Below are 24567 nucleotides of genomic sequence, written 5' to 3'. Positions count from 1 at the left end.
GGCGGGCGATTTCGTAACCGGCAGCGGCGAGTCCTTCGCCCGCCCGATCATTGATGAATATGTGCAGCGCCTGTTGACGGACTACAGCGGCGGCAAGCCGCTGACGGTGGTCTGGGACGCCGGCAACGGTTCCGCCGGCGAGGCGCTGGTGAAACTTACCGACTCTCTTCCCGGCCGCCACATTCTGCTTAACGAGACCATCGACGGCACCTTTCCGGCTCACCATCCCGACCCCACCGTCGAAAAGAATCTTGCGCAATTAAAGGCGGCGGTGGCCGCCGAAAAGTGCGATGTCGGCATCGCTTTTGACGGCGACGGCGACCGCATCGGCGTCGTTGATTCCCAGGGCCGGGTGCTGTGGGGCGACCAGATCATGGTGATCCTGGCCCGCGAGGTGCTGAAAGACCTGCCCGGAGCTACTATTATCGCCGACGTCAAGGCCAGTCAGGTGTTCTTTGACGAAATCCGCCGCATGGGCGGCAATCCTTTGATGTGGTGTACCGGCCACTCGCTGATCAAGTCCAAGATGCAGGAGACCGGCGCTCCGCTGGCCGGCGAGATGAGCGCCCACATCTTCTTCAAGCACCGTTATTACGGATACGATGACGCCCTGTATGCGGCGGTGCGCCTGCTTTCCATCGTCAGCAGCGCCGACAACGAAACCTTGTCCGATATGCATGACGCAATGCCCAAGATGGTCAACACGCCGGAGCTGCGCTTTGACTGCCCGGAGGACCGCAAGTTCAAGGTCATTGACGAAGTGCGCCGACGCCTCAAGGGGGTTAAAGGCATCGACGTTATCGATATCGACGGCGTGCGCGTCCAGTCCGCCGACGGCTGGTGGCTGCTGCGCGCCTCCAACACCCAGGCCGTCCTTGTGGCGCGCTGCGAGTCGGCGACGGCCGAGGGCCTGAAGCGCCTTAAGGGAAAACTCGCCGAACAGCTTGAGGCCAGCGGCCTCAAACTCCCTGACGACGTTTGAGCTAACCCCTCCTTATGCGCATCGAGGACAGGTCCCGGTGCTGCCTTTAAACAGCCTGAACGGCGATGTGACCGCCGCGCACATTGACGCGCCGCCCGATCCTGATTTCCACATTACGGCCCAGAGCGGTCAGCCAATGGGTCAGCTTGTCGATGGTGATGCTCTCCATGCGTCCGCGCAGCACCTTGGATAGCGTCGGCTGGTCGGCGCCGCAGATGACGGCTGCTTCGGCTTGGGTGAGTTTGCGTCCCTTGATGGTCGAGGCGATTGCGGAAATCAATTCCGACTTGGCCAGCGCCTCCTCGGCTTCGGCGTTCGAAAAGCCGAGATCGTGAAAAATATCGGCGCTACCCTTGCGGACTTTAATGACAGTCATGGCTTTATTCCTTCGTCCGGTCGACTTCCAGGGCGCGGTTGAGGCGCTGTTCGATCAACGTAATGTCTTTGCGCGGCATGGCGATTCCTGATTTCGATTTCTTCTTGAAAGCGTGCAGAACGTAGACCGCTTTCTCAAGCTTGACTGCATAGACGGCGCGGAAGGCATCACCTGCGAAAGCCTCACGCAATTCAAAAACGCCGGAACCGAACTGTTTGAGCGGCTTCGCCGCGCCGGGGGTAACGCCTTTCTGAACCTCGCGAAGCTGAAAGCCGAACGCCCGCTTTACTTCAGCGGGGAACGCCGCCAAATCCTCGATGCTGCTACCCATCCACATCAGATCGCGCATGGATTAATATGATAATTTTTCCATATTACGTCAAGCGGTTTCATCGCCCTCCAATCCTCTTTTGGAGTTACATGGACATTACTTAGTCTTATTGGTCTTTGATATCCATTCCTCGACCTTGCGCTTGCCTTCCTCGATCTGGAAGTTGTTCATTCTTTTAATGAGTTTTTCACGGGCGACGGAGGGATCAAATTTGGCGTTGACGGCGATTGCCTGTCGGGCGTTGGGAATGGCCAGAGTGTACCACTTGTAGGCCTCGACCGGATCGCTTTTTACCGACCAGCCGTCCTGGTACATGGAGGCGATCAGGAATTGGGCGGCGCCGTGGCCTCCTTCCGCCGCCTTGAGATACCAGGAAAAAGCGTCGGCGTAATCCTGGGGTACGCCGCGTCCGTTGAAATAGAGTTGGCCCAGCGCGAACTGGGCGTCGACGTTTTTGCGAAAGCCGGCGGCGGCCTTGTACCAATCGGCGGCCTTGAATACGTCCTGGGACACGCCTTCGCCTTTCTCGTACATGGTTCCCAAGTAGTATTGAGCGCCGTCATGGCCGCTCTTGGCGGCCTTGGCGTACCAGCCGGCTGCTTCCTTGAGGTTTTGGTCAACGCCTTTTCCCTCGTGGTAGAGGCGGGCGACGGCGAACTGGGCATTAGCCTCGCCTTTTTCGGCCAAGGGTTTCATAGCCGAGAAACGGGCGGCGAAATCAACCTCCCTTGCCGCTTTTTCCTCTTTCGCCACGTCTTCGGAGAAGAACCGGATCGTTCCCCACGTCAGGAGAAACGCGGCGACGGTGGCGATCAGGATGCGTTTCATGGCGGAAATTTTCTGGCGGACAGAGAGCCTTTAGTATTTCTGTTGCGGAAGGCTGGTGTCGTTGTCACCCATCATTCGATAACGGCCTTTATGCGGGTCGGGCCTGTCGTAGCAGGTGACCGAACCGAGGGTGGGATAGCAATAGACATTCTGCGGAGACGGGATGTCGTCTTCCTCGCAGAAATTCTGGCCGTTGTTGGCGCGGATGGAGGAGCAGTGCTTGCCGCTGACGACGGAAATGAAGTGGTCGCTCATGGTCTTGCCGGTAACTACGGTAGTGGCTCCTTCGGCGCCGGCAATGGCCTCGCAGGCGCCCAGCGCCGGCAGTAAGGCGACGATCATGATAAAACGCATTTGTGAATGCTCCAATAAACCGGATTTCAGCAGAAAGCCCAGCATGAAGCATTCAGGTTAAATCCGGGTTAACTATCTTCCGATAGATTAGGCGATTAAATGCCACAGAAAGGAAACCGCCATGGCGTTGCTTGAATCCCCCATTTGCAATTTCGGGTGGAAGGCCGTTGATTTCAGCCTCAAGGGCGTGGACGGCAAGACCTATCGTCTTGCCGACGTCAAGGGCGCAAACGGTCTTTTGGTTATGTTCATCTGTAACCACTGTCCCTATGTGAAGGCGGTTCTTGACCGTCTGGTGCGCGATGCGGCCGACCTGCAAAAGAAAGGCGTCGGCATCATCGCCGTCATGAGTAACGATCAAACGGAATACCCGGAAGATTCATTTGATAACATGAAGGCGTTGGCCCGGAGCAAAGGCTTCACCTTTCCCTATGTGGTCGATGAAACCCAGGAAACCGCCCGCGCTTACGATGCCGTTTGCACTCCCGACTTTTTCGGATTCAACGCCGATCTGGAACTGCAATACCGGGGAAGGCTGGATTCGTCGTGCAAGGAACCGGCAACTTCCGACACCCGTCGCGAGTTGTTCGAGGCGATGAGTAAGGTCGCCGCCTCCGGCTGCGGCCCAAAGGAGCAATTTTCAAGCATCGGCTGTTCGATAAAGTGGAAATAAGATGACGGACGGCGGTGGACCATGTTTGCCTTCCGTTTGGCTTGTGGATGATTTATCTTGTGGTTTGACGGGCGTCGCCCGGATGAAATGAAAAGCGGGAAATAACAAGTGACTGAAAATCAGCAAGACAGTTTTCTGCGTGAAATTGACGAGGAGCTGCGCAACGAGCGCTACGCCAAGCTATGGAAGCGCTATGGCGCTCATCTTATCGGAGTTGCGCTTGTCATAATCGGCGCCGTCGCCGGTTATCAGGGATGGCGCGCCTATGATATCAACATGCGCAATAAGACGGGGGAGCAATTCGCCAAGGCTCAGAATCTCGCATCGGAGAACAAGGGGCAGGAGGCTGATGCGGCGTTTTCCAGGCTGGCCGCCGACGCAAGCAGCGGCTATTCGATGCTGGCCCGCTTCAGGAAGGCGACTCTTCAGGCATTCAAGTCCGGCGACGCGACCGGCTTTAGCCAACTGGCCGGCGACGCCGGCATTGATGCCGCTTACAGCGATCTGGCCAAGGTTATCGGCGTAATGCACGAGACCGGCGGCGCCGACCCCAAGAAGTTGATGGAGCGTCTGGCGCCGTTAACCGCCGATAACAATCCTTGGCGCTACAGCGCCCGCGAGATTACCGCCGTGCTCGCCATTAACGCCGGAGATGCGGTTAAGGCGCGTGAGTTGCTCAAGAGTCTGGCTGATGACGCGACAACGCCACGGGCAATGCGGCAGCGGGCATCTGAATTATTGGCTGTTGTCGGTAGCTGAATGATAAAACAAGGACTCAAGCGGATAATGCGTACGGCGGCGCTTTTGTCGCCGCTGCTGTTGCCGCTTGGGGCTTGCGATTCCCTGTTCGGCGAAGAAGGCATGTCTTCATGGTTCAAGGGCGCCAAGGCCCCGCCGTTGCCCGGCAAACGCATTTCCGTGCTTCTTCATGAAAGGGTGTTGGCGCCCGATCCCAATCTGGCGAATGCCGAGATATTGTTGCCGCCGCCGTCGGTCAACCAGGAATGGCCTCAGCCCGGCGGCTATGCCAACCACGCCATGCATCATATTCTGGTTAATGACGTTCTTAGTCAGGCCTGGGGCGTCGGCGTAGGCAAGGCGGCCAATTCGGGTAATTTATTTATCGGCTCGCCCATTGTCTCCGCCGGGCGCGTTTTCGCCATGGATGTAAATACCATGGTAACTTCCGTAGACGCCAAGACCGGGGCTAAATATTGGCAGGTGAAGTTGACGCCGGACGAGGAAGATGACGGCCATATCGGCGGCGGCATCGCTTACGAGGGGGGCCGGATATTCGTCACCGCAGGCTTTGCCCAGGTCATTGCCCTGCACGCCGGCAACGGCTCCTTGTTGTGGAAGAAGAACCTGAGCAGTCCCTTGCGCTCGGCGCCGACGGTTCGGGGCGGGCGGGTGTTTGTTCTTACCGTTGACAACAAACTTCATGTGCTTGCCGCTCATACCGGCGACACCGTTTGGAGTCACGAGGGCGTCGCCGAATCCGCCAGCATGCTCGGCGGAGGCAGTCCGGCGGTTGATGGCGGAGTGGTGGTGGCCCCTTATTCTTCCGGCGAACTGGTGGCGCTGATGGTCGAGAACGGGCGACTGTTATGGAGTGAATCGCTGGCCATGGCGCGGCGCACCGAAGAGATATCGACCATGTCCCATATTCGCGGTCGTCCGGTAATCGACCGTGGCCGGGTATTCGCCATGAGCCATGGCGGAGTCCTGGTGTCCATCGACCTGCGCAGCGGACGGCGCATCTGGACCAAAGAGATCGGCGGCCTGGAGTCGCCGTGGGTGGCCGGCGATTATATTTTCGTCCTTACCAATGATTCCGAAATTGCCGCTCTGTCACGCGAAGACGGGCGTATTCATTGGGTGCAGGGATTGCCGCGCTTTGAAGATGAGAAGGACAAGAAAAAACCTGTTGTATGGAGCGGGCCGGTGCTGGTCAGCGACCGCTTGCTCATTGCCGGTTCCCATGGCGTGGTGATGGCGGTGTCGCCGTATACCGGGTCGATCATGGGCAAGGTAGAGATACCTGACGGCGTATCCGTTTCCCCGGTGGTCGCCGGCGGCAGTGTTTATTTCCTGTCCAACGACGCCGAGCTGGTTGCCTATCGGTGACGGGGCGTGACCTTTACCGTAGCCATCGTCGGCCGGCCTAACGTCGGCAAGTCAACCCTTTTTAACCGTCTGGCCGGCAAGCGGCTGGCGCTGGTTGACGACACGCCGGGCGTAACCCGCGACCGGCGCGAGGGCGTGGGTTCCATAGCCGATCTCAGCTTCAAAATCATCGACACCGCCGGGCTGGAAGACGCCGCCGATGACAGTCTTGAGGCGCGCATGCGCGCCCAGACCGAACAGGCTCTTGATGGCGCCGACGTCATCATGTTTGTAATTGATGCGCGTTCCGGCCTGATGCCGATAGACAAGCACTTTGCTGATCGGCTGCGCCGGCGCGGCGCTCCGGTAATTCTTGTCGCCAACAAATGTGAAGGTCGAGGCGGCAGGGCGGGTCTCGGCGAGGCCTATGCCCTGGGCTTAGGCGACCCTCTTGCCGTCTCCGCCGAGCATGGCGAGGGCATGGGCGATCTGTACGATGCCCTGTCTCCCTTTGCCGAAGCGGCCAAGGTTCAAGGGGAAGGGGAGGATGATGAGGTCGATGGCGGCGATGCTGATGACGACGACGATGAACGGCCCCTGCAACTGGCCATCGTCGGTCGTCCTAATGTAGGCAAGTCAACGCTGGTCAACTATCTGCTCGGCGAGGACCGCATGTTGACCGGCCCCGAGGCCGGCATCACCAGGGATTCCATCTCCATCCCCTCCAGTTTTGAGGGGCGCAGCATCCAACTTGTCGATACCGCCGGGTTGCGGCGCAAGGCCAGGATAACCGAAAAGCTGGAAGAGATGTCGGTCGGCGCCAGTTTGCACGCTGTCCGCTTCGCCCAGGTGGTGGCGTTGACTATCGACGCCGTGGAAGGGCTTGAAAAACAAGACCTGACCATTGCCGATATGGTTGTCGAGGAAGGCCGTGCGCTGATCATCGTCCTTAACAAGTGGGACCTTGTGAAGGACCGCAAGAAAGCTCTTGGGCTGCTCGCCGACAGGCTTGAAACATCGCTGCCCCAGGTTCGCGGCGTTCCGGTGGTCACTTGCTCGGCATTGACCGGGAAAGGAGTTGACGATCTGCTGCCGGCGGCAGTCGCCGTTTTCAAGCTGTGGAACAAGCGGATATCCACCGGCCGGCTTAACCGTTGGCTGGAAGTGGTTACCGAGCGCCATCCGCCGCCGCTGGTTCATGGTCGCCGATTGCGCATCCGCTACATCACCCAGATCAAGACGCGCCCGCCCACTTTTGTTATTTTTGCCGGCAGCCTCAAAGGAATGCCCGAATCATACGCACGCTATTTGATCAACTCCCTGCGCGATGATTTCGACCTTCCCGGCGTCCCCTTGCGCCTGCATGTGCGAAAGGGCAAGAACCCGTATGTGGATGAATGATGCGCCGCCGATTGACGGCGTTTCCTGTTTCCCTTGATGTGGGAAAATCTGCTATAGTCTCAGTCGGTACGGCAAGATTATGAAAGGCATCGGCGTGGGACACGCGGCTCTGAAGCAGCCGTCGCGCATGACGGTGGAGGAATTCCTGGTCTGGGACGGCGACGCCGACACCCGCTACGAGTTGGCAGGCGGCGAGGTTTTCGCCATGGCTCCGCCGTCGGTGGCTCACGCGGACATTACTGCGAGCTTAGTTGTCAACATCGGCGCGAAACTTCGTCCGCCTTGCAAGGTCTCGGCGGAAGTTGGCATTCGATACTCGAAGCAGGAGAACACTTTCTACCAGGCCGATCTGGCGGTCAGTTGCTCCCCAAGGACTCCCGGCGAGCATTATCTTGAAGCGCCTGTCGTCATCATCGAGGTGCTTTCCCCCGGCACAGCCAACTTTGATCGTGGAACCAAGGTCCCCGACTACCGGGCCATCCCGTCGGTGCGCGAGATCGCGCTGGTGTCCTCGACGGAAATTAAGATTGAGATATGGCTCCGCACGGCGGGCGGCTGGGAGGTGACGGACGTAGCGGGCAGAGACGCGGTTCTCCGCCTCGCCTCCATTGATGTCGAAATTCCGTTGTCGGCAGTCTATGACGGCGTGGCGTTTTAGGCGGATAAGACCGGTGACCGTAAAGAATGACTCTGAAAAATTCTCCCCCTTTAGAAGGGGGAGTTATCCGTCTGTGTGTTTTGACCACCACAGAGGCGCAGAGGCGCAGAGAAGATTTTTCTACCCTCCTCTGTGTCTCTGAGCCTCTGTGTTTCATAAACAGTATCGGCGGCAACCTCCCCTTGCCCCTCCTTGGCAAGGAGGGGAAAGAGCAGGGGCGATTAAGGCCGCTGGTATTATTCCTGCTTTCCCGCCAGCTTCATTTCCTCGGTTTTGTCCTGCCTGGCGGCGATGACGCCGCGTCGGATTTTGCGGGTGCGGGCGAAGGTTTCAACCAGCCAGTCGCCATTGTTATCGCGGATGGCGGTTTGCAGGTCCGCCAGGTCTTCGCCGAAGCGGTCCAGCATCTCAAGAACGGCTTCCTTGTTGGCAAGGGCGATGTCGCGCCACATCACCGGGTCCGAGGCGGCGATGCGGGTGAAATCCCTGAAGCCGCCGGCGGAGAACTTGATCACCTCCTGTTGCAGATGACTCTCCAGCTTGGTGGCGGTGTCAACGATGGTGTAGGCGATCATGTGGGGGAGGTGAGAGGTGATGGCTAACACCCTGTCATGGTGTTCGGCGCTCATCATTTCGACCGTCATTCCGGCGCGCCGCCACAACTCGGCCACTCTGTTCACGGCGCCCTTGTCGACTCCCGGCTCAGGCGTGAGGATGCACCAGTGGCCGTCAAACAACTCGGCGAAGCCGGCCTCCGGCCCTGAATGCTCGGTGCCGGCGACAGGGTGTCCGGGAACCAGATGAACGCCGACGGGAAGGTAGGGACGAACGGCCTCGATCGCCGATTGCTTGACCGAGCCGACATCGCTGACGATGCACCCTTGTTTAAGGGCCGGAGCCAAGGTCATGGCGACTTCGGCATAGGCGCCGAGGGGGACGCAAATCATTACCAGATCGGCGTCGGCGCACGCTTTTCCGGCGTCGCCGGTAATACTGTCGGCCAGTCCCAGTTCTATCGCTTTGTTCAGGGTGCGCTCGGAGCGGGCGCAGACGGCGATATGACCGGCCAGAGAATCGCGGCGCATGACGCGGGCCAGCGACGAGCCGATCAGGCCGAAGCCGATGAAAGCGACGCGATTGAACATAACCCCGCTCATTGCATGAACTCCTCAAGAGCGCCGACGACGGCGTGCATTTCGTCTTCCCGCCCGATGGTAATGCGCAGGTAATCAGGGAGGCCGTAGGCGGTTATGCGCCTGACGATGATGCCGCGTCGTTTGAGGAAGGCGTCGGCGTCCTCGGCGCGTCGTCCGGCTTCATCAGGGAAGCGGGCCAGCACGAAGTTGCCGACGCTTGCCGGTCCTTGCAGGCCCATATCTCGCAGTCGTTGTTCGGTCCAGGTCAGCCATTTCAGGTTATGGCGATAGGCCCGCTCGGTGAATTCATGGTCGGCAAGCGCCGCCAGTCCGGCGGCCTGGGCCGGCGAGCCGACGTTAAAAGGATTGCGAACCCTGTTCAGCACGTCGGCGATTCCCGGCGGGCAGTAGGCCCAGCCCAGACGCACGCCGCCGAGGGCGTAAATCTTCGAGAAGGTGCGGGTCATCACCACGTCGGCGCCGTTGTTCACCATCTCGATGCCGGGCGCATAATCCTCGGCGGCAACGAACTCGGCATAGGCGGCGTCAATCACCAGCAGCGCGGAGTCGGGCAAGGAAGCGCGCAGCCGTTCCATTTCCCGCATTCCCAGGTAGGTTCCCGTCGGATTGTTGGGGTTGGCCAGAAATACGATGCGGGTTTTGGGCGTGACCTTCTTCAGCAGTTCGTCCACGTTCGCGGTCAGCCCGATTTCCGGCGCCTTGACCGGCGTCGCCCCCGCCGTCCTGGCGGCGATGGGGTACATCAGAAAGCCATGCTCCGTGTACAGAACTTCGTCTCCCGGCCCGGCGTAAGCGCGGCAAAGCAGGCCCAGCAACTCATCGGAGCCGGCGCCGCAGACGATTTGTTCGCTGTTGAGGCCGTTCATCTCGCCCAGCGCCTTGCGCAGCTTGGCGCAGCCGCCGTCGGGGTAGCGGTGGAGCTTTCCCGACAGTTCGTCGTAGGCGGCGACCGCCTTGGGACTGGGACCGAAAGCGCCCTCATTGGAGGCCAGCTTGATAATGTCCTTAACGCCGGATATTTCGGATTCACCGCCTACATAAGGGGTGATGTCCATAATGCCGGGACGGGGAGGGGGGAGACTCATGCCAGTTCGTCTTCGCTGAAGGGGATGGCGTAGCCGCCCGGCAAAACCACGCGGACAGCGGACAGAGATTCGACAAGGCCGGTAATCCTGCTGTCGTCGTCGGCGATATATTCATCAATTTCGGCCAGATAAAGCCGTGAATCGCGGGAGTGCTTGTAACAGGAAACAAGCGACAGTCCGATCCCGTCGAAGGCCTCTCGGAGGCGGGACAGCGTTATTTCCTTTTTGGTTTCAATGGCCATGAATGACCTGTCGCGGCCTGTCGGATGGTGGGCAACGGGGCAAATTGCCAATGCTTCCAGGTTCTTGTTGCGGCAGTTTCCTACGCCGGCGAAGGGAAGGCGGGCGATGATTCTCGGCGTCATCTCATCTTCGTTCACAATATGCCGCCACCAGGGGTCGGCGTCGTCCGGGCGGGGCAGCGGCAAAATTCCCACCGTTGAGTTCTGTGACCTGACGGCATTGATGAGTTGGCGTTCAGAGGCGTATCCGGTCATGGTCGTGAAAGAACCGTACTGGTCACGCGCCAGATCCCATAAATCGGCATTCCCTTCCGGCATGAAGACGGCTACCGAAAACGGCCCTTCCATGGACAAGGTGGCGACGATCAGCTCGCGCCACATGCGGCATAACTCGCGTTTGGGGAAGGCTCCCTTGTGCCGGCCCATCAGGCGGTACAGGATTTCGGCCTCTCGCGCCGGTCTGATCTTGACTCTTTCGCCGGCCTTGACCTCCCGGACCTTCTCCACCACTTTTGTGCGGCGCATGATCAGGTCATGAAGAGAATCGTCGATGGCGTCGATTTCCTTACGCAGGGCGTTCAAGGATTTTTTTGAAGTCATAATCAATGCCTGACCGATCAGCGCCTTTGGTTGGAGAGGAAGGTCAGAGGATTCTTAATGGCATGCTCACCTAAAATCAAAGTAAACATTGACACTAAGGAACAGGATTCCTAGCTATGATGCCTCATTTGAGGATGAACGAGACGAGAAATGGCCGCATCCGTGAATAATGTCGATGGTCGTTTTAACGCCGAGAACTTGCCGGGGCATCGGGTGAAGCTCGGCCTGGACGCTCCTTTGCGTCTGGACTGCGGCTTCGAACTCTCTGATTTCACCGTCGCCTACCAGACCTACGGCTGCCTGAACGAGGACAAATCCAATGCCGTTCTAATCTGTCACGCGCTGACCGGGGATCAGTTTGTCGCCGAGCCTCATCCCGTCACCGGCAAGGACGGCTGGTGGCAACTGATGGTGGGGCCGGGCAAGCCGCTGGATACCGAGCGTTTCTTTATCATCTGCTCCAATATTCTGGGCGGTTGCATGGGCACCATCGGCCCCAAAGAGATCAACCCGAAGACGGGAAAGCCCTGGGGACTGGATTTTCCGGTTATTACCATCGGCGACATGGTCAGCGCCCAGGCCTTGCTGCTGGACCACCTGGGAATCGGGCAGTTGTTCATGGTTATCGGCGGCTCCATGGGCGGCATGCAGGTTCTGGAGTGGGCCGCCACATATCCCAAGCGGGTCTTTGCCGCCGTTCCCATTGCTTCATCCGCCTGCGAATCGGCCCAGAATATCGCCTTCCACGAGGTCGGGCGCCAGGCGATCATGGCCGATCCCGATTGGCGCCATGGAGATTATCTGAACCAGGGCACGCGGCCTCATCGCGGCCTTGCCGTTGCCCGCATGGCGGCGCACATTATTTATCTTTCCGAGTCCTCCCTGCAACGCAAGTTCGGGCGGCGTTTGCAGGACCGCAAGGCCGTCACCTACGGTTTCGACGCTGATTTCCAGGTGGAGAGCTATCTGCGTCACCAGGGCATTACTTTTGTTGAGCGGTTCGACGCCAACACCTATCTCTATATTACCCGCGCTTCGGATTATTTTGATCTGACGTCCCGCCATGGCGGGGTATTGGCCAATGCCTTTCTTCATACCAGGATTCGTTTTTGCGTGTTCTCGTTCACCAGCGATTGGCTGTACCCGACCAAGGAGAGCCGAACTATTGTTCATGCGCTGAATGCCGCCGCCGCCAATGTCAGCTTTGCCGAGATCGTCTCCGACAACGGTCACGACGCCTTTCTTCTCGATGAACCGGAGTTCCACAGGGTGTTGAGCGGCTTTATCAACGGCGCCGCCGAGCATCGCGGCCTGCCCAGGAAGGCTGCGCCATGACCGACGAAAACGAGAGTAAGGCCATTCGCGTCGATTTGCAGGTCATCGCCGACATGATCAATCCCGGATCAAGGGTGTTGGATGTCGGTTGCGGTTACGGCGTGCTGCTTGACTATCTCACCCGTTACAAGCAGGTGGACGGGCGAGGCATTGAAATCAGCACCGAGGGCGTCAACGCCTGCGTCAGCGCCGGACTGTCGGTGATTCAAGGCAATGCCGACACGGACCTCGCCGATTACCCGGATCATGCCTTTGATTATGTGGTGTTGAGCCAGACCTTGCAGGCCATGCACGCGCCGAAGAAGGTGATCGAGCACCTGTTGCGCATCGGTCGGCGGGCGATCGTTTCGTTTCCCAACTTCGCTCACTGGCGGTTGCGGTTGTATATCGGGCTTAAGGGCAGAATGCCGGTCAGCAAGACGCTTCCCTGCCAGTGGTATGACACCCCCAATATCCACTTCTGCACCATCAAGGATTTCATGGCGCTGTGCGGGGAGTTGGGGATTACCGTCGAGCGCAGTCTGGCGCTGGATCATGACGGCGCCGGGCGTCCTATCGGCCTTTGGCCTTTCTCCGCCAACCTGATCGGCGAACAGGCGGTGTTTTTGTTGCATAAATAGGGGACGTTCCCTCACTCGCGTCCGTAAATATCTTCGAAGCGTTCGATATCGTCTTCTTCAAGGTAAGAGCCGGTTTGAACTTCTATGACATGAATAATATCCCGGCCGGGGTTTTCCAGGCGGTGCCTGGCGCCGGCGGGGATGTAGGCGGACTGGTTCTCATGAAGATCGAAGGTTTCATCTCCCCGCGTTACCCTCGCCGTCCCGTCAACCACAGTCCAGTGTTCGGCGCGATGCCGGTGACGTTGCAGGCTGAGACCGGCGCCGGGGTTGAGGGTGAGTTGCTTGACCTTGAAGCGGTCGCCTTCCTTAAGGGTGGTGAAACTGCCCCAGGGGCGATAGACGGTAAGATGAGAAACAATCTCCTTCCTCTTGTTTTCTGCCAACAGGCCGTACAGCGCCTTCACTTCCTCCGCCTTGTCCTTGGCGAGCACCAGGACGGCGTCATCCATGGCCACCACCACGATATCCTTCACGCCGACGGTCGCCACCAGAGGGCCATGGCTTCGGATGTAGCTGTCGGCAGTGTCCAGGGCCGTCACATCGCCGGACAGGGCGTTGCCGTTTTTATCTTTTACGGCGACCTCCCACAGCGAAGCCCAGGAGCCGAGATCGCTCCAGCCCATATTTACCGGCGTCACGGCGGCTGTTTTTGTGCGCTCCATGACCGCATAGTCGATGGAGTTGGAAGGAATCGTCGCAAAAGCTTCCGCGCCCAGGCGAAAGAAAGCGCCGTCGCGCCGGCCTTCGGCCACCGCCTGGCGGCAGCCGGCGATGATGGCCGGTTGCAGCCGTTCCAGTTCCTCCAGGTAGCGCGCCGCAGTGAAGACGAATATGCCGCTGTTCCATGAGTAACCGCCGGTCTTGAGAAATCCCTCGGCGGCAGCGGCGTCGGGTTTTTCGATGAATCGGGAAATTTTGGAACAACCTTTTACGTCTTCAAGGGGAGCGCCGCCGAGGATATAGCCGTAGCCGGTTTCCGGCCTGTCGGGGGTAATGCCGAAGGCCACCAACGCTCCGGCCCGCGCCGCTACGGTCGCCGTTTCGACGGCGGCGTAAAAATGCTTCACGTCGGCGATGACATGATCCGAAGGCATAACCAGCATGAGCGCTTCGGGATCGTCCCTGACCAGCATCAGCGCCGCCGCCGCCGCCGCCGGAGCGGTGTTGCGTCCGACCGGCTCCAGGATGATATCGGCGGGCGTCATGTCGATGTCGCGGAGCTGCTCGATTACCATGAAGCGGTGTTCGTGGTTGCAGATGATCAGGGGCGGGTTGAAGCCTTTTCCCCTTACTCTGTGAGCGGTCTCCTGGAGGATGCTGCGCCCGTAAACCGGCCCGCAGGCCAAGTCGTGAAACTGTTTGGGGTTGAGGCTGCGCGACGCCGGCCACAGTCTTGATCCCGATCCGCCGGAAAGGATAACCGGCGTGATGCTTGCGCCGCCGCTCATGCAATGTTTTCCAAGTACCAGCGGTAGGCCTGTTTCAGTCCGTCATCAAGGCCGGTCTTCGCCTTCCACCCCAGCGCCGACAGGCGGGACGCATCCACCAGCTTGCGCGGGGTTCCGTCGGGCTTGGTCGCGTCAAACGTCAACTCGCCCGTGAAGCCCACTACCCGGCATATGGTTTTAGCCAGATCGCCGATGGATATTTCATTTCCGGTTCCGATATTGATTTGAATTTCCCCGGAGTAGTTCCTGATGAGAAAAACCAGGGCGTCGGCCAGATCATCCACATACATGAATTCCCGCAACGGCGCTCCTGATCCCCACACCTCCATGGTCTTGTCGCCGCGCTCTTTCGCCATATGGGCCTTGAGCATCAGGGCGGGGATGACATGGCTTACGTTCAGATCAAACCTGTCTCCCGGGCCGTAGAGGTTGGTCGGCTGGGCGGCGATGAAGTCGCAGCCGTACTGAAGCCGGTAGGCCTGACACAACCGGATGCCGGCGATCTTGGCTATTGCATACCACTGGTTTGTCGGCTCAAGGGGGCCGGTGAGCAGAGCCTCCTCGGCCATCGGCTGCTCGGCGTGTTTGGGATAGATGCACGACGTTCCCAGCAACAGGAGTTTTTCGACGCCGGCCTTCCAGGCGCTGTGCACCAGATTGGTTTCGATGGCCAGATTGTCATAGATGAATTCCGCCGGACGGGTGTTGTTGGCGAAGATGCCGCCGACGGTGGCGGCGGCGATGATCGCCACTTGCGGTTTATGCTCCGCCATCCACGCCTCGACATCGGCCTGACGGCGCAGGTCCACCTGTTCGCGGCCGACGGACAGCGGTTGACAATCCTCGGCGGACAGCCTTCTCATCAGGGCCGAGCCGACCATTCCCTGTCCGCCGGCCACCATGATGCGTTTGCCGGACAGGGAAAAAGGCGTCTTTCCTGTCATTGATTTTTCATATCTTCAAGATCAAAGGCCACCATTTCGCGGACAAGCTCCTTGAAGGTGGTTTGCGGTTTCCAGCCCAGTTTTTTCCGCGCCTTGGAGGCGTCGCCTTCAAGCTTGTGGACATCGGTCGGACGGAAGTAACGGGGGTCCACCTGCACCAGCACCTTGCCGGTGGCGGCGTCGGCGCCCGTTTCGTCGGCGCCGGAGCCGCTCCATTGAATCTTTCTGCCGACTTCGGCGAAGGCCAACTCGACGAATTCACGCACCGAACGGCACTCGCCGGTGGCCAGCACATAGTCGTCGGCTGCGGGCTGTTGCATCATCATCCACATGCCCTTTACATAGTCCCGCGCATGTCCCCAATCCCGCTTTGCGTCCATATTGCCGAGGAACAGCTTGTCCTGCTTGCCGAGTTCGATCGCCGCCACGGCGCGGGTGATCTTGCGGGTGACGAAGGTCTCGCCTCGGGTCGGCCCCTCGTGATTGAACAGGATGCCGTTGGAGGCGTGATAGCCGTAGGCCTCGCGGTAGTTGACGGTGATCCAGTAGGCGTACAGCTTGGCCGCCGCATAGGGGCTGCACGGATGAAAGGGAGTGTTCTCGTTTTGCGGAGCCTCGGCGTTGCCGTAAAGCTCGGAGGTCGAGGCCTGATAAAAGCGCACGCTGTCTTTCATGCCGAGAATGCGAATGGCCTCCAGAAGCCGCAGCGCGCCCAGGCCGTCCGCGTTGGCGGTGTATTCCGGCGTCTCGAAGCTGACCTGCACATGGCTCTGCGCCGCCAGATTGTAAATCTCGTCGGGCCGGGTCTCCTGAACCAGACGGATCAGGTTGGTGGCGTCGGTCATGTCGCCGTAGTGCATGGTGAAGCGCACGTTCTCCTCGTGGGGATCGTGGTAAAGATGATCGACGCGCCCGGTGTTGAAAGACGACGAACGCCGCTTTACGCCGTGAACCACATAACCCTTGTCGAGCAGAAGCTCGGCCAGATACGCCCCGTCCTGACCGGTGACGCCGGTTATGAGAGCGGTTTTTTTGACCATTTTAATTCCTGTGGGTTAACCTGATTCAGCGGTGGGGACTGTAGTACGTCACGCCCCGGCGAGGAAAGACTGTTTTGCGGGCGGTTATTACAAAAAAGAAACCCCCGTCAACCAAGGGCGGGGGGTTCTTTTCGGATGCTCCAGGCATCGCCCGGTCTAAGCCGAGCCTGATTGAGTACACTGTGCCAAGTAACTTGCGTCGTCAGGCGGTGTCAGTTTTCTAAACCTCTCTTTTCCAGCTACCACCTACGCCCTATAGATAGGATATTTTTTAACGGGTTCAATAGCCGATCACGCAATATTGTTGCTTTTTTTTATGGTATTATCGGGGCCTGTCCAGATCGGTCTCAAACAGGCGGTAGCGGCTTTTGCCGGCGTCGTCATCGGCCTTGGCGATCAGTTTTGCCGCCTCGCCTTTGAGCGAGGATTTTAGGCCGTCATAAACCTGATGGTCATAGAAATCGTCGGGATATATTTCAAGCCACATGCGGACGCGCCGGGCGGCTCCCCATGTGATGTCGAGACTTTCCGAGCGGCCCGGCGGCAGGCGGGTGTCGAAGGCCTCGACCCAGACGCCGTCGGCAAATGACACCGAACGCCGGATGACGCGAAAGACCTCGCTTTCCCTGATCGGCTCGCCGCCGTCGTCAAGGCGGACGGCGCGCATTACCGCCTTGGGCGTGACATAGGTGGGGAAAGCATGGCCGACCCCGGTGTTGGTCAGCGCAAAGCTCGCCTTGTCGCTTTTCGCGCTGAAGGCGGGGGTAAGGCCGGAGGCCGTCATTTCAGGATCATGAATGCCCAGCCATAAGTGCCGGCGTCCCGGCATATGGCAGGATTGGCAGGTGACGCCTTTTTTCCCCTGGGGGCTGTCTTTCCATTCGTTATGGGTGTTTTCCAGCGGCTTTCCGTTGACCGCGCCCCATGACGGAGGGAACTGATGGCAGGAGGCGCAGAACGAGGAGTCCTCGAAACCGGCAGACCTGAAAACGCCGCCGTGGGAATCGGCGGAATCGCTCTGCCCGGTTTCGCCGGTTACCGCCTTGGGCGGGCCGTAATGCTTGCGCCCCCTGAGATGGCAGCCCGAGCAGCTATTGCCCGCCGCCGCCAGCCCTTGGGCCGCCGGGATATGTCCTCGGCCCGCCTTCAGGGCGTCGCGGAAAGCCTGCTCCTGCTCGGCCAGCGGAGCGTGGCACTGCATACAGTCGCTCAGGCCGCCGGCAAACGAGGCCATCAACTGGCCGACCAGTCCCGGCGAGAAGGCCTTGGCGTGAAGGGAGGAGCGCCATTCCTCGTATTGGCCGGCATGGCACTCGCCGCAAGCCTCGGGGGCCAGGGAATGTTCGGGAGCCTCGCCCTGGAGGGCGAGGGGCTTTTGCCAGTAGTTCTCGGGCAGCGGGTGAGGGTCGGCGGCGAACGCCGGAGCTTGAGATAACGTCAGTATGATTATGGGAACACAATACTTGATTATATATAGCGGCATGCTGCTATGGCGTTTCGGGAACGGCGGCGGTTTGCTCTTCGCGGAAGGCGTCCAGCGCCGCCGCGACGGCCTCGTCGGAAAGGGCGATAATGGCGGCGGCCAGCAGGGCGGCGTTTCTGGCGCCGGCCTCGCCGAGGCCGAGGGCGCCGACGGGAACGCCGCCCGGCATCTGGGCCATGCACAGCAGGGCGTCCAGGCCGCCCATCATTTTCCCTTCCATAGGGACGCCGAGAACCGGCAGAGGCGTCAGCGCCGCCACCGCGCCGGGCAGGGCGGCGGCCATGCCGGCGCCGGCGATGATCACTTTCAGGCCGCGCTTTTTGGCGCTTGAGGCGTATTCATAGAGACGCGCCGGCGTACGGTGGGCCGAGATGACGCGGGTTTCAGACGGCACGCCCAGCCCGTCCAGGATGTTCTTGGCGCAACGCATGACGTTCCAGTCGGAGCGGCTGCCCATGATAATGCCCACAATCGGGGTGCTGTCGGCCATGACGGCAATTCCTCAGCGAATAAGGCGGCGATTATAGGCGCGCACGGCCTTTGCGCAAGCCGGTAACAAATGTTTTGAACAAATGCTCTGTCGATAAGGCGGAGGATACGTCCGCCGTCGCCGCGCCGGCGGCGAGACCGGACCTCCGTTATTTGTAAGGCAAGCGCTCTTCGATCAGGCCGGGCAGGTTCTCAAACTCCGGGTCTTTATGCACCAGCGCCGCCGCCAGTTGCAGCGCCGATGCGGCAATCCAGGCGTCGGCGAGTGAAAGCTGATGGCCGGCTTTGATGCCCGCCGCACACTCCAGCAGGGCAGGGGACTCATGTATCCACTCCACCGGCAACGCCAGGCAACTTTGATAGGCCTGACGCCCTGCCTGTTCGCCTTCGTCTTTCCACACCCGGTAATAAATTTCCATTAACGACATAAAGCAGCCGTAACATCGCTGTTCGCCCAGCGCCGCCCCTTTGAGCAGCGCCGCAACCCGCTCGGCCCCCGCCTCGTTATCGCGCAGCGTCAGCAGCGCCGATGTGTCAAGCAGCCAAAGGTTCATGCTTCTCGCGCCGCATCGGCCTTGCGGTCAGCCGACAGCCGCGCCGATGCCCCGCCCCGGCCTTGGCCGCGAAAGGCTTCGATGGAATGGAGATATGCCGCCATCTTTGCGGTGTTCTCCGCAACGCCGCCGGACAACGTGCGATAAGCTTCGCTGGAAACAATATAAGCTACTTGGCGTCCGCGCCGAGTGATGCTGATCGGCTCGCGCTGGGCGTTATCCAGTAATTCGCCAAAATGGTTCTGGGCCTCGACTGACGAAACGGTTTTCATGGCGCCACTCCTTCAACTGGCTAATCTGTCTATTATAGCCAGAAATAAGCTTACCGGCAATGGCTATTCCGTCAATACATACTGATCAGGGAATGTCCTATAATAAGCCGGGATGGGCCTTTGCCCGGCTTCTGATAAGGTTCCCGGTTTCATGGATGGTTGGCGTCCCCTACGGGATTCGAACCCGTGTTGCCGGCGTGAGAGGCCAGCGTCCTAGGCCTCTAGACGAAGGGGACGAGGCTTGACATCAGTTCTATTACAGGAAAACCAGGACCTTGATCAAGGGGGTCAATAGTGATGTTGTATGTCATGGCGTCGGTTCGCCCGGTGTAGTAAGTATCTTCGGCATTATTTTGTCGAACAGGATTGATGATGGGTAAAAAAATAAAGGTTCCCGGTCAGAAAAGGCCTTTCGCGGTCAGGGACAGGGAGGCAAGGCGCGAGGACATCGACCGTCGCAATGAAGTTGAAATCAGGCAGGACGCCGAACGGCATGTTCCCGGCAGACGGACCAAAAAGGACGACCGCCGCGACGATGAAGATGATACGCGCCGCAAATAGGCGGCATGACTTTCTTGGTAATTGGAGGATAAGGCCCGATGGCCAACGTTGTAGTTGTCGGCGCCCAGTGGGGCGATGAGGGTAAGGGCAAGATCGTTGATTGGCTGTCGGAGCGCGCCGATGTCGTGGTGCGTTTTCAGGGCGGCCACAACGCCGGCCATACCCTGGTCATCGACGGCGTTGTCTTCAAACTGAGTCTGCTGCCTTCCGGCGTGGTGCGCGAAGGCAAGCTTTCGATCATCGGCAACGGCGTGGTGGTCGATCCCTGGGCGTTGCTGGGCGAGATGGAAACGGTTCGCGGCAAGGGGGTAAAGATCAGCCCCCTGAATGTGCGCGTCGCCGAAAACGCGCCGCTGATTCTGCCGCTGCACCGCAACCTGGACCAGGCCCGCGAGGCGGCTTTGGGAAACGCCAGGATCGGCACCACCGGACGCGGCATCGGCCCCGCCTACGAAGACAAGACGGCCAGACGCGCCATACGGGTGGGCGATCTGGCCGAACTCGGCGAGTTGGGCGCGAAAGTGGACAGGCTTCTTTTCCATCATAACGCCCTGCTGCGCGGCATGGGTATGCCCGAAGTTGATCGGGACAAACTGATTTTCGATCTGGAGCAGGTCGCGCCCAAAATTCTGCCCTATGCGGGAATTGTGTGGAAAATACTTGATGAGGCCCGGCGGGCCGGCAAGCGCATTCTGTACGAAGGCGCCCAAGGCACCATGCTGGATATCGACCACGGCACCTATCCCTTCGTCACCTCGTCCAACACGGTGGCCGCCCAGGCGGCTGTCGGCTCGGGGCAGGGACCGGGGGCCATTGATTATGTGCTCGGCATCACCAAGGCCTACACCACCCGTGTCGGCTCGGGGCCGTTTCCCACTGAACTCAATGATGACATCGGCAAGGGTCTGGGCGAGCGCGGCCATGAATTCGGCACCGTCACCGGCAGACCCCGCCGTTGCGGCTGGTTTGACGCGGTGATGGTGCGCCAGGCGGTAAAGGTCAACGGCATCAACGGCATCGCCCTCACCAAGCTGGACGTGCTCGACGGCGTCAAGGAATTAAAGGTGTGCATCGGTTATCGTCTGGCCGGCAAGGAACTGGACTATCTTCCCGCCTCGTCCATCGAGCAGGCGGCGGTGGAGCCGATTTATGAATCCATGGAGGGTTGGAGCGAAAGCACTCGCGGGGCGCGCACCTGGGCCAAGCTGCCGGCCCAGGCCGTCAAATACATCCGCCATATCGAGGAACTTATCGAGGCCCCCGTCGCCCTGTTCTCCACCAGCCCCGAACGCGAGGACACCGTTCTGGTCCACGACCCGTTTGCCGATTGATACCAAAGGTCACTGATATTGACCTATGGCAGCCCCGGCAATTTCCCCTCCTTACCAAGGAGGGGGCAGGGGGAGGTTAGCTCAATACCCCTGACGCCCGGCGCGTTGACCGGAATAGGCACCGTTCTATGGACCACAGAGGCTCAGAGACACAGAGGAGGATAAAGAAAATAAAGAAAAAGCAGGAAAAAGACCTCGCTTGATCTTCTCTGCGCCTCTGCGCCTCTGTGTTCAAAACACACAGGCCGATAATTCCCTCTTCGATACCCCCTAACTCCCCCTTCGAAAGGGGGAGAATTTTTCAGAGTCATTCTCTAATTCGCCAACGGCAGGTAGACATCGAAGGTTGTCCCCTTGCCGATTTCGCTGGCAAGCCGGATCGCGCCGCCGACCTTGGCCACGACCCCGAAGACCATGGACAGGCCGAGGCCGGTGCCCTTGCCCTTTTCCTTGGTGGTGAAGAGAGGCTCATAGATGCGTTGCATGGTGGCGGCGTCCATGCCGCAGCCGGTGTCGGCGACCGTCAGTTTCGCGTAATGGCCGTTCTTGAGTTTGCCGCTCGTCACGGCCTGTTCTTCCTCTACCGTCTCCCGCGACAGGGAAATAGCCAATTCGCCGGTCTTGCCCTCCATGGCGTCGGCGGCGTTGGAGGCAAGGTTCATCAGGATCAACTCGGCCTGTCGGGGGTCCGCCAGCACCATGCCGACGTCCGGATCAAGGCGGTCCCTGATTTTAATCGTCGCCGGCAGGGTGGAGCGCAGCAAGCCAACGGTCTCATTGTACACCTTGAAAATATCGATCTTCGCAACCTCGCCTTCATCGCTTCGGCTGAAGGCCAATATTCCGGCCGCCATGCCCTTCATCCGTTGAGCCGCCATAAGGACCATCTCCAGTTTTTGGCGATCCGGGCTTCCTTCCGGCAGTTTCTTCATCACCATCGGCGTCAGGCTGAGGACAGGAAGAAGCATGTTGTTGATGTCGTGGGCGACGCCGCCCGCCAGGGCGCCCAGACTTTCCATCTTCTGGGTGCGCAGCCGCGCATTTTCGGCTTCCTTGCGCTCGGTGATGTCGCGGGCGAAGAGGACGGCGCCGCGAATATCGCCATCGACGGAAAAGACCGGATTGAAATTGTAGTCAAACCAGATTTTATTATTTTCCCCCTCATAACGCAGGGGCTTTTCGGTCTCCATGACGCCTTTCGCCGCAGCGGTCAGTTCAGAGGTTGGAGAAAAATTGGTGAAATGAAGATCGTCGGAGGTGTCCCAAAACGCTACATAGTCTCCCGAACTGGCGTTGATAAGGGACCGCAAGGTCGCTTCGCTCTCCCTGAGCATGTCCTCGGTCTTGCGCCGCTCGATAATTTCGGCCTCCAGTTCCCTGGTTTGTTCGGTCACCCGTTCTTCCAGGCCTGACCGGGAGGCGGCAAGTTCGCAGAAAATAGTGACCTTGGAGCGCAAGGCCTCCGCCACGATGGGAGTGAACAGGAAATCGACCGCCCCCAGGCGATAGCCTTGCTTTAGGTCGATCTCCGCCTGATCGTAAGCGGTAATGAAGATGATCGGCATCCGGCGGTTGCGGGGACGGCTGCGGATCATCGCGGCGGTCTCGAACCCGTCCATAACCGGCATCTTTACATTGAGCAGAATCAGGGCGAAGGACTGATGGAGCAGGATGCGTAAGGCCTCGCGGCCCGATTCGGCTTCGATGATATCGACCGGCAACGAGGCTATAATCGAGACGATTAACGCCCGCTTGTCGGAACTGTTATCGACGATGAGTATCTTCTGGCGTGGGATTTCCGGCGACATGATCATTCCCCTACAATCCCGCCAGGAAGCGACCGATATCGACGACCGGCAGACTTCTGGCCTGCGGCGAAGCTTCCCAGCATGATTTTGTTAATCGAAGCAGCCTATGGGGGTAACGATACCACAATAATCAAAAACGAGGAAGCGTTATGATAAAAAAGATTGTGTAAAAAGCTCCGAAGACTGCCAATATATGTAAAGAGCGGGGCGCTTCCGGCGTCTCGCCATAACACCCCGTTTCCGTCATGCGCGGGCTTGACCCGCGCATCCACGTCTTCCGGGCGCGAAAACGGCGAGAAAGAAAGACGTGGACCGCCGGGACAAGCCCGGCGGTGACGATTTTGCGTGTGTGTAACGCCAACGGTCAGTATCAATGGCCACCGGTATTACTCCGCCAGCTTTTTTCTCAGCAGGTCGTTGACCAGTTGCGGGTTGGCCTTGCCGTGGGTGGCTTTCATCGTCTGGCCGACGAACCATGAGACGACTTTCTCGTTGCCGCCCTTGAATTGCTCCGCCCGCTCCGGGTTGGCGGCGATGACGGCTTCGACGGCGGCTTCGACGGCGCCGGCGTCGGTGATTTGTCGCAGGCCCTTTTCCTTGACGATGGCGTCGGGATCGCCGCCGGTCTCGATCATGATCGCAAAGATTTCCTTGGCGATGCGCCCCGATATGGTGTCATCATTGATCAGGTCGATAAGCCGTCCCAGGTTCTTGGCCGATACCGGGCTGTCGCCGATATTCAACCCCTTGGCGTTGAGCGCTCCGAACAGGTTGGCGGTGACCCAGTTGGCGGCGGTCTTGGCGTCGCGGCCCTCGGCGACCGCCTCGAAGTAATCGGCATTTTCCCTTTCCGCCGCCAGCACCCCGGCGTCATAGGGCGACAGCCCGAATTCGGCGATGAAGCGTTCCTTCTTGTCGTCGGGCAATTCGGGCAGGCTTTTGCGGATGGCCTCCACATATTCCTCGGTCAGCGCCAGCGGCAGCAGGTCAGGGTCGGGGAAATAACGATAGTCGTGGGCCTGCTCTTTGGAGCGCATGGACCGGGTTTCGCCGGTGGACGAGTCAAACAGGCGGGTCTCCTGGATCACCCGGCCGCCTGATTCGTAGACATCGACCTGTCGCTCGGCCTCGTGTTCGATGGCTTGCTGAAGGAAGCGGATGGAGTTGACGTTCTTGATCTCGGCGCGGGTGCGCAAGCCTTTCTCGCCCTTAAGGCGGATCGAGACATTGGCGTCGACGCGCATTGATCCCTCGGCCATGTTGCCGTCGCAGGTCCCGAGATAACGCATGATGGCGCGCAACTTGGCGACGTAGGCCCCGGCTTCTTCGGGACTACGCATGTCGGGCTTGGAGACGATCTCCATCAGGCCGACGCCGGAGCGGTTGAGATCGATGAAGGTGCGCCGGGGGTCTTGATCGTGCAGGGACTTGCCGGCGTCTTGTTCCATGTGCAGGCGCTCGATGCCGATCTCGCGGGCGGGGCGATCCTTGAAGTCCAGAATGACAACCCCCTCGCCGACAATGGGATGGTAGAGCTGGGAAATCTGATAGCCCTGGGGCATGTCGGGATAGAAGTAATTCTTGCGGTCAAAGACGGAGCGCAGGTTAATTTTCGCCTTCAGGCCGAGGCCGGTGCGCACCGCCTGTTCGATGCAGAATTCGTTGATTACCGGCAGCATTCCCGGCATGGCGGCGTCGATCATCGATACCTGGGTGTTGGGCGCGGCGCCGAAGTCGGCGGCGCTCCCCGAGAACAGCTTGGACCTGGAGATGATTTGGGCATGCACCTCAAGCCCGATAACGGTTTCCCAGTCGCCCGTTTCGCCCCGGATCAGATAGGTCATGATTTTTACAGTCCCTTGAACCCGGCGGCGGCTTCCAGCGCC

The 24567-nt window shown here is 59.5% G+C and carries 24 protein-coding genes, 1 tRNA gene and 2 pseudogenes (1 of these 27 cut by a window edge); 10 read left to right on the top strand and 17 right to left on the bottom strand.

The window, feature by feature from the left end:
* Positions 1-982, top strand: a pseudogene (locus tag A3H92_07060) (phosphomannomutase); it begins 417 nt to the left of the window's first position.
* A 46-nt stretch (positions 983-1028) separates the two neighbouring features.
* On the opposite strand, the gene A3H92_07055 reads toward A3H92_07060, so the two are convergent.
* The 4 genes from A3H92_07055 to A3H92_07040 all read right to left on the bottom strand — a co-directional run bounded on the left by A3H92_07055 (position 1029) and on the right by A3H92_07040 (position 2916).
* Positions 1029-1358 (bottom strand): hypothetical protein, encoded by a 330-nt coding sequence (locus A3H92_07055; protein ID OHC75037.1) that lies wholly within the window; start codon positions 1356-1358, stop codon positions 1029-1031.
* A gap of 4 nt (positions 1359-1362) precedes the next feature.
* On the bottom strand, positions 1363-1707 hold the full coding sequence (locus tag A3H92_07050) for a hypothetical protein (protein OHC75036.1): 345 nt from the start codon (positions 1705-1707) through the stop codon (positions 1363-1365).
* A 78-nt stretch (positions 1708-1785) separates the two neighbouring features.
* Positions 1786-2517: a hypothetical protein gene (locus A3H92_07045; protein ID OHC75035.1), complete on the bottom strand. Its 732-nt coding sequence runs from the start codon at positions 2515-2517 to the stop codon at positions 1786-1788.
* A 30-nt stretch (positions 2518-2547) separates the two neighbouring features.
* On the bottom strand, positions 2548-2916 hold the full coding sequence (locus A3H92_07040; GenBank protein OHC75034.1) for a hypothetical protein: 369 nt from the start codon (positions 2914-2916) through the stop codon (positions 2548-2550).
* A 76-nt stretch (positions 2917-2992) separates the two neighbouring features.
* Between A3H92_07040 and A3H92_07035 the strand changes: the two genes are divergently transcribed.
* From A3H92_07035 to A3H92_07015, 5 genes are all read left to right on the top strand, one after another.
* Positions 2993-3544: an alkyl hydroperoxide reductase gene (locus A3H92_07035; GenBank protein ID OHC75033.1), complete on the top strand. Its 552-nt coding sequence runs from the start codon at positions 2993-2995 to the stop codon at positions 3542-3544.
* 135 nt (positions 3545-3679) lie between these two features.
* On the top strand, positions 3680-4303 hold the full coding sequence (locus A3H92_07030; GenBank protein ID OHC75051.1) for a hypothetical protein: 624 nt from the start codon (positions 3680-3682) through the stop codon (positions 4301-4303).
* A complete protein-coding gene (locus A3H92_07025; GenBank protein OHC75032.1) occupies positions 4304-5671 on the top strand; it encodes a pyrrolo-quinoline quinone in 1368 nt (455 codons plus the stop codon).
* Positions 5672-5677: 6 nt separating this feature from the next.
* Complete coding sequence (locus A3H92_07020; protein OHC75031.1) at positions 5678-7051, top strand: ribosome biogenesis GTPase Der; 1374 nt, start codon at positions 5678-5680, stop codon at positions 7049-7051.
* 79 nt (positions 7052-7130) lie between these two features.
* Positions 7131-7709, top strand: coding sequence for a hypothetical protein (locus A3H92_07015; protein OHC75030.1), 579 nt, complete (start codon positions 7131-7133; stop codon positions 7707-7709).
* Between the two features lie 236 nt (positions 7710-7945).
* Here the strand turns inward: A3H92_07015 and A3H92_07010 are convergent, their stop codons facing one another.
* The 3 genes from A3H92_07010 to A3H92_07000 are packed head-to-tail and all read right to left on the bottom strand — an operon-like array spanning position 7946 to position 10793.
* Positions 7946-8866 carry a hypothetical protein gene (locus A3H92_07010; GenBank protein ID OHC75029.1) on the bottom strand — a complete coding sequence of 307 codons (921 nt, stop codon included), beginning with the start codon at positions 8864-8866 and terminating at the stop codon, positions 7946-7948.
* Complete coding sequence (locus A3H92_07005) at positions 8863-9951, bottom strand: histidinol-phosphate transaminase (GenBank protein ID OHC75028.1); 1089 nt, start codon at positions 9949-9951, stop codon at positions 8863-8865. Before A3H92_07005 ends, A3H92_07010 begins: the two co-directional genes overlap by 4 nt.
* Positions 9948-10793: a hypothetical protein gene (locus A3H92_07000; protein OHC75027.1), complete on the bottom strand. Its 846-nt coding sequence runs from the start codon at positions 10791-10793 to the stop codon at positions 9948-9950. Before A3H92_07000 ends, A3H92_07005 begins: the two co-directional genes overlap by 4 nt.
* 150 nt (positions 10794-10943) lie before the next feature.
* Between A3H92_07000 and A3H92_06995 the strand changes: the two genes are divergently transcribed.
* A complete protein-coding gene (locus tag A3H92_06995) occupies positions 10944-12128 on the top strand; it encodes a homoserine O-acetyltransferase (GenBank protein ID OHC75026.1) in 1185 nt (394 codons plus the stop codon).
* Positions 12125-12748 carry a methionine biosynthesis protein MetW gene (locus tag A3H92_06990; protein ID OHC75025.1) on the top strand — a complete coding sequence of 208 codons (624 nt, stop codon included), beginning with the start codon at positions 12125-12127 and terminating at the stop codon, positions 12746-12748. The genes A3H92_06995 and A3H92_06990 overlap by 4 nt, the downstream gene beginning before the upstream one ends.
* Positions 12749-12759: 11 nt before the next feature.
* On the opposite strand, the gene A3H92_06985 is transcribed toward A3H92_06990, so the two are convergent.
* From A3H92_06985 to A3H92_06950, 8 genes and pseudogenes are all read right to left on the bottom strand, one after another.
* Complete coding sequence (locus A3H92_06985; protein ID OHC75024.1) at positions 12760-14199, bottom strand: mannose-1-phosphate guanylyltransferase/mannose-6-phosphate isomerase; 1440 nt, start codon at positions 14197-14199, stop codon at positions 12760-12762.
* Positions 14196-15143, bottom strand: coding sequence for a GDP-fucose synthetase (locus A3H92_06980; protein ID OHC75023.1), 948 nt, complete (start codon positions 15141-15143; stop codon positions 14196-14198). The genes A3H92_06985 and A3H92_06980 overlap by 4 nt, the downstream gene beginning before the upstream one ends.
* Positions 15140-16183, bottom strand: coding sequence for a GDP-mannose 4,6-dehydratase (locus A3H92_06975; GenBank protein OHC75022.1), 1044 nt, complete (start codon positions 16181-16183; stop codon positions 15140-15142). Before A3H92_06975 ends, A3H92_06980 begins: the two co-directional genes overlap by 4 nt.
* Before the next feature lie 322 nt (positions 16184-16505).
* Positions 16506-17666, bottom strand: coding sequence for a hypothetical protein (locus A3H92_06970; protein OHC75021.1), 1161 nt, complete (start codon positions 17664-17666; stop codon positions 16506-16508).
* Positions 17667-17670: 4 nt separating this feature from the next.
* Positions 17671-18156, bottom strand: coding sequence for a 5-(carboxyamino)imidazole ribonucleotide mutase (locus A3H92_06965; GenBank protein OHC75020.1), 486 nt, complete (start codon positions 18154-18156; stop codon positions 17671-17673).
* 148 nt (positions 18157-18304) lie between these two features.
* Positions 18305-18709, bottom strand: coding sequence for a nuclease (locus A3H92_06960; protein ID OHC75019.1), 405 nt, complete (start codon positions 18707-18709; stop codon positions 18305-18307).
* Between the two features lie 155 nt (positions 18710-18864).
* Positions 18865-18981: pseudogene (locus A3H92_06955) on the bottom strand (prevent-host-death protein).
* Positions 18982-19141: 160 nt separating this feature from the next.
* Positions 19142-19217, bottom strand: a tRNA-Glu gene (locus A3H92_06950).
* A gap of 133 nt (positions 19218-19350) precedes the next feature.
* On the opposite strand from A3H92_06950, the gene A3H92_06945 reads away from it, so the two are divergent.
* Complete coding sequence (locus tag A3H92_06945; GenBank protein ID OHC75018.1) at positions 19351-19542, top strand: hypothetical protein; 192 nt, start codon at positions 19351-19353, stop codon at positions 19540-19542.
* Positions 19543-19580: 38 nt separating this feature from the next.
* Positions 19581-20873, top strand: a complete 1293-nt coding sequence (locus tag A3H92_06940; GenBank protein OHC75017.1) for an adenylosuccinate synthase — start codon at positions 19581-19583, stop codon at positions 20871-20873.
* Between the two features lie 314 nt (positions 20874-21187).
* Here A3H92_06940 and A3H92_06935 read toward each other — a convergent pair whose 3' ends face one another.
* Positions 21188-22687 (bottom strand): hypothetical protein, encoded by a 1500-nt coding sequence (locus tag A3H92_06935; GenBank protein OHC75016.1) that lies wholly within the window; start codon positions 22685-22687, stop codon positions 21188-21190.
* Between the two features lie 380 nt (positions 22688-23067).
* Positions 23068-24525: an aspartyl/glutamyl-tRNA amidotransferase subunit B gene (gene gatB, locus A3H92_06930; protein ID OHC75015.1), complete on the bottom strand. Its 1458-nt coding sequence runs from the start codon at positions 24523-24525 to the stop codon at positions 23068-23070.
* Between the last annotated feature and the right edge of the window lie 42 nt (positions 24526-24567).

The sequence above is a fragment of the Rhodospirillales bacterium RIFCSPLOWO2_02_FULL_58_16 genome, from assembly GCA_001830425.1.
GTDB lineage: Bacteria > Pseudomonadota > Alphaproteobacteria > Rhodospirillales > 2-02-FULL-58-16 > 2-02-FULL-58-16.
This window is presented reverse-complemented; position numbering and strand designations above follow the sequence as displayed.

Bases quoted from the DNA above. Each gene is read 5' to 3' on its own strand.
- A3H92_07055 (OHC75037.1), bottom strand. From the start codon at position 1,358: ATGACTGTCATTAAAGTCCGCAAGGGTAGCGCCGATATTTTTCACGAT.
- A3H92_06975 (OHC75022.1), bottom strand. From the start codon at position 16,183: ATGGTCAAAAAAACCGCTCTCATAACCGGCGTCACCGGTCAGGACGGG.
- A3H92_07015 (OHC75030.1), top strand. From the start codon at position 7,131: ATGAAAGGCATCGGCGTGGGACACGCGGCTCTGAAGCAGCCGTCGCGC.
- A3H92_06995 (OHC75026.1), top strand. From the start codon at position 10,944: ATGGCCGCATCCGTGAATAATGTCGATGGTCGTTTTAACGCCGAGAAC.
- A3H92_06935 (OHC75016.1), bottom strand. From the start codon at position 22,687: ATGATCATGTCGCCGGAAATCCCACGCCAGAAGATACTCATCGTCGAT.
- gatB (OHC75015.1), bottom strand. From the start codon at position 24,525: ATGACCTATCTGATCCGGGGCGAAACGGGCGACTGGGAAACCGTTATC.
- A3H92_06990 (OHC75025.1), top strand. From the start codon at position 12,125: ATGACCGACGAAAACGAGAGTAAGGCCATTCGCGTCGATTTGCAGGTC.
- A3H92_07005 (OHC75028.1), bottom strand. From the start codon at position 9,951: ATGAGTCTCCCCCCTCCCCGTCCCGGCATTATGGACATCACCCCTTAT.
- A3H92_07050 (OHC75036.1), bottom strand. From the start codon at position 1,707: ATGCGCGATCTGATGTGGATGGGTAGCAGCATCGAGGATTTGGCGGCG.
- A3H92_07000 (OHC75027.1), bottom strand. From the start codon at position 10,793: ATGACTTCAAAAAAATCCTTGAACGCCCTGCGTAAGGAAATCGACGCC.
- A3H92_06945 (OHC75018.1), top strand. From the start codon at position 19,351: ATGATGGGTAAAAAAATAAAGGTTCCCGGTCAGAAAAGGCCTTTCGCG.
- A3H92_07025 (OHC75032.1), top strand. From the start codon at position 4,304: ATGATAAAACAAGGACTCAAGCGGATAATGCGTACGGCGGCGCTTTTG.
- A3H92_07040 (OHC75034.1), bottom strand. From the start codon at position 2,916: ATGCTGGGCTTTCTGCTGAAATCCGGTTTATTGGAGCATTCACAAATG.
- A3H92_06985 (OHC75024.1), bottom strand. From the start codon at position 14,199: ATGAGCGGCGGCGCAAGCATCACGCCGGTTATCCTTTCCGGCGGATCG.
- A3H92_07010 (OHC75029.1), bottom strand. From the start codon at position 8,866: ATGAGCGGGGTTATGTTCAATCGCGTCGCTTTCATCGGCTTCGGCCTG.
- A3H92_07045 (OHC75035.1), bottom strand. From the start codon at position 2,517: ATGAAACGCATCCTGATCGCCACCGTCGCCGCGTTTCTCCTGACGTGG.
- A3H92_06965 (OHC75020.1), bottom strand. From the start codon at position 18,156: ATGGCCGACAGCACCCCGATTGTGGGCATTATCATGGGCAGCCGCTCC.
- A3H92_06980 (OHC75023.1), bottom strand. From the start codon at position 15,143: ATGACAGGAAAGACGCCTTTTTCCCTGTCCGGCAAACGCATCATGGTG.
- A3H92_07035 (OHC75033.1), top strand. From the start codon at position 2,993: ATGGCGTTGCTTGAATCCCCCATTTGCAATTTCGGGTGGAAGGCCGTT.
- A3H92_06960 (OHC75019.1), bottom strand. From the start codon at position 18,709: ATGAACCTTTGGCTGCTTGACACATCGGCGCTGCTGACGCTGCGCGAT.
- A3H92_06970 (OHC75021.1), bottom strand. From the start codon at position 17,666: ATGCCGCTATATATAATCAAGTATTGTGTTCCCATAATCATACTGACG.
- A3H92_06940 (OHC75017.1), top strand. From the start codon at position 19,581: ATGGCCAACGTTGTAGTTGTCGGCGCCCAGTGGGGCGATGAGGGTAAG.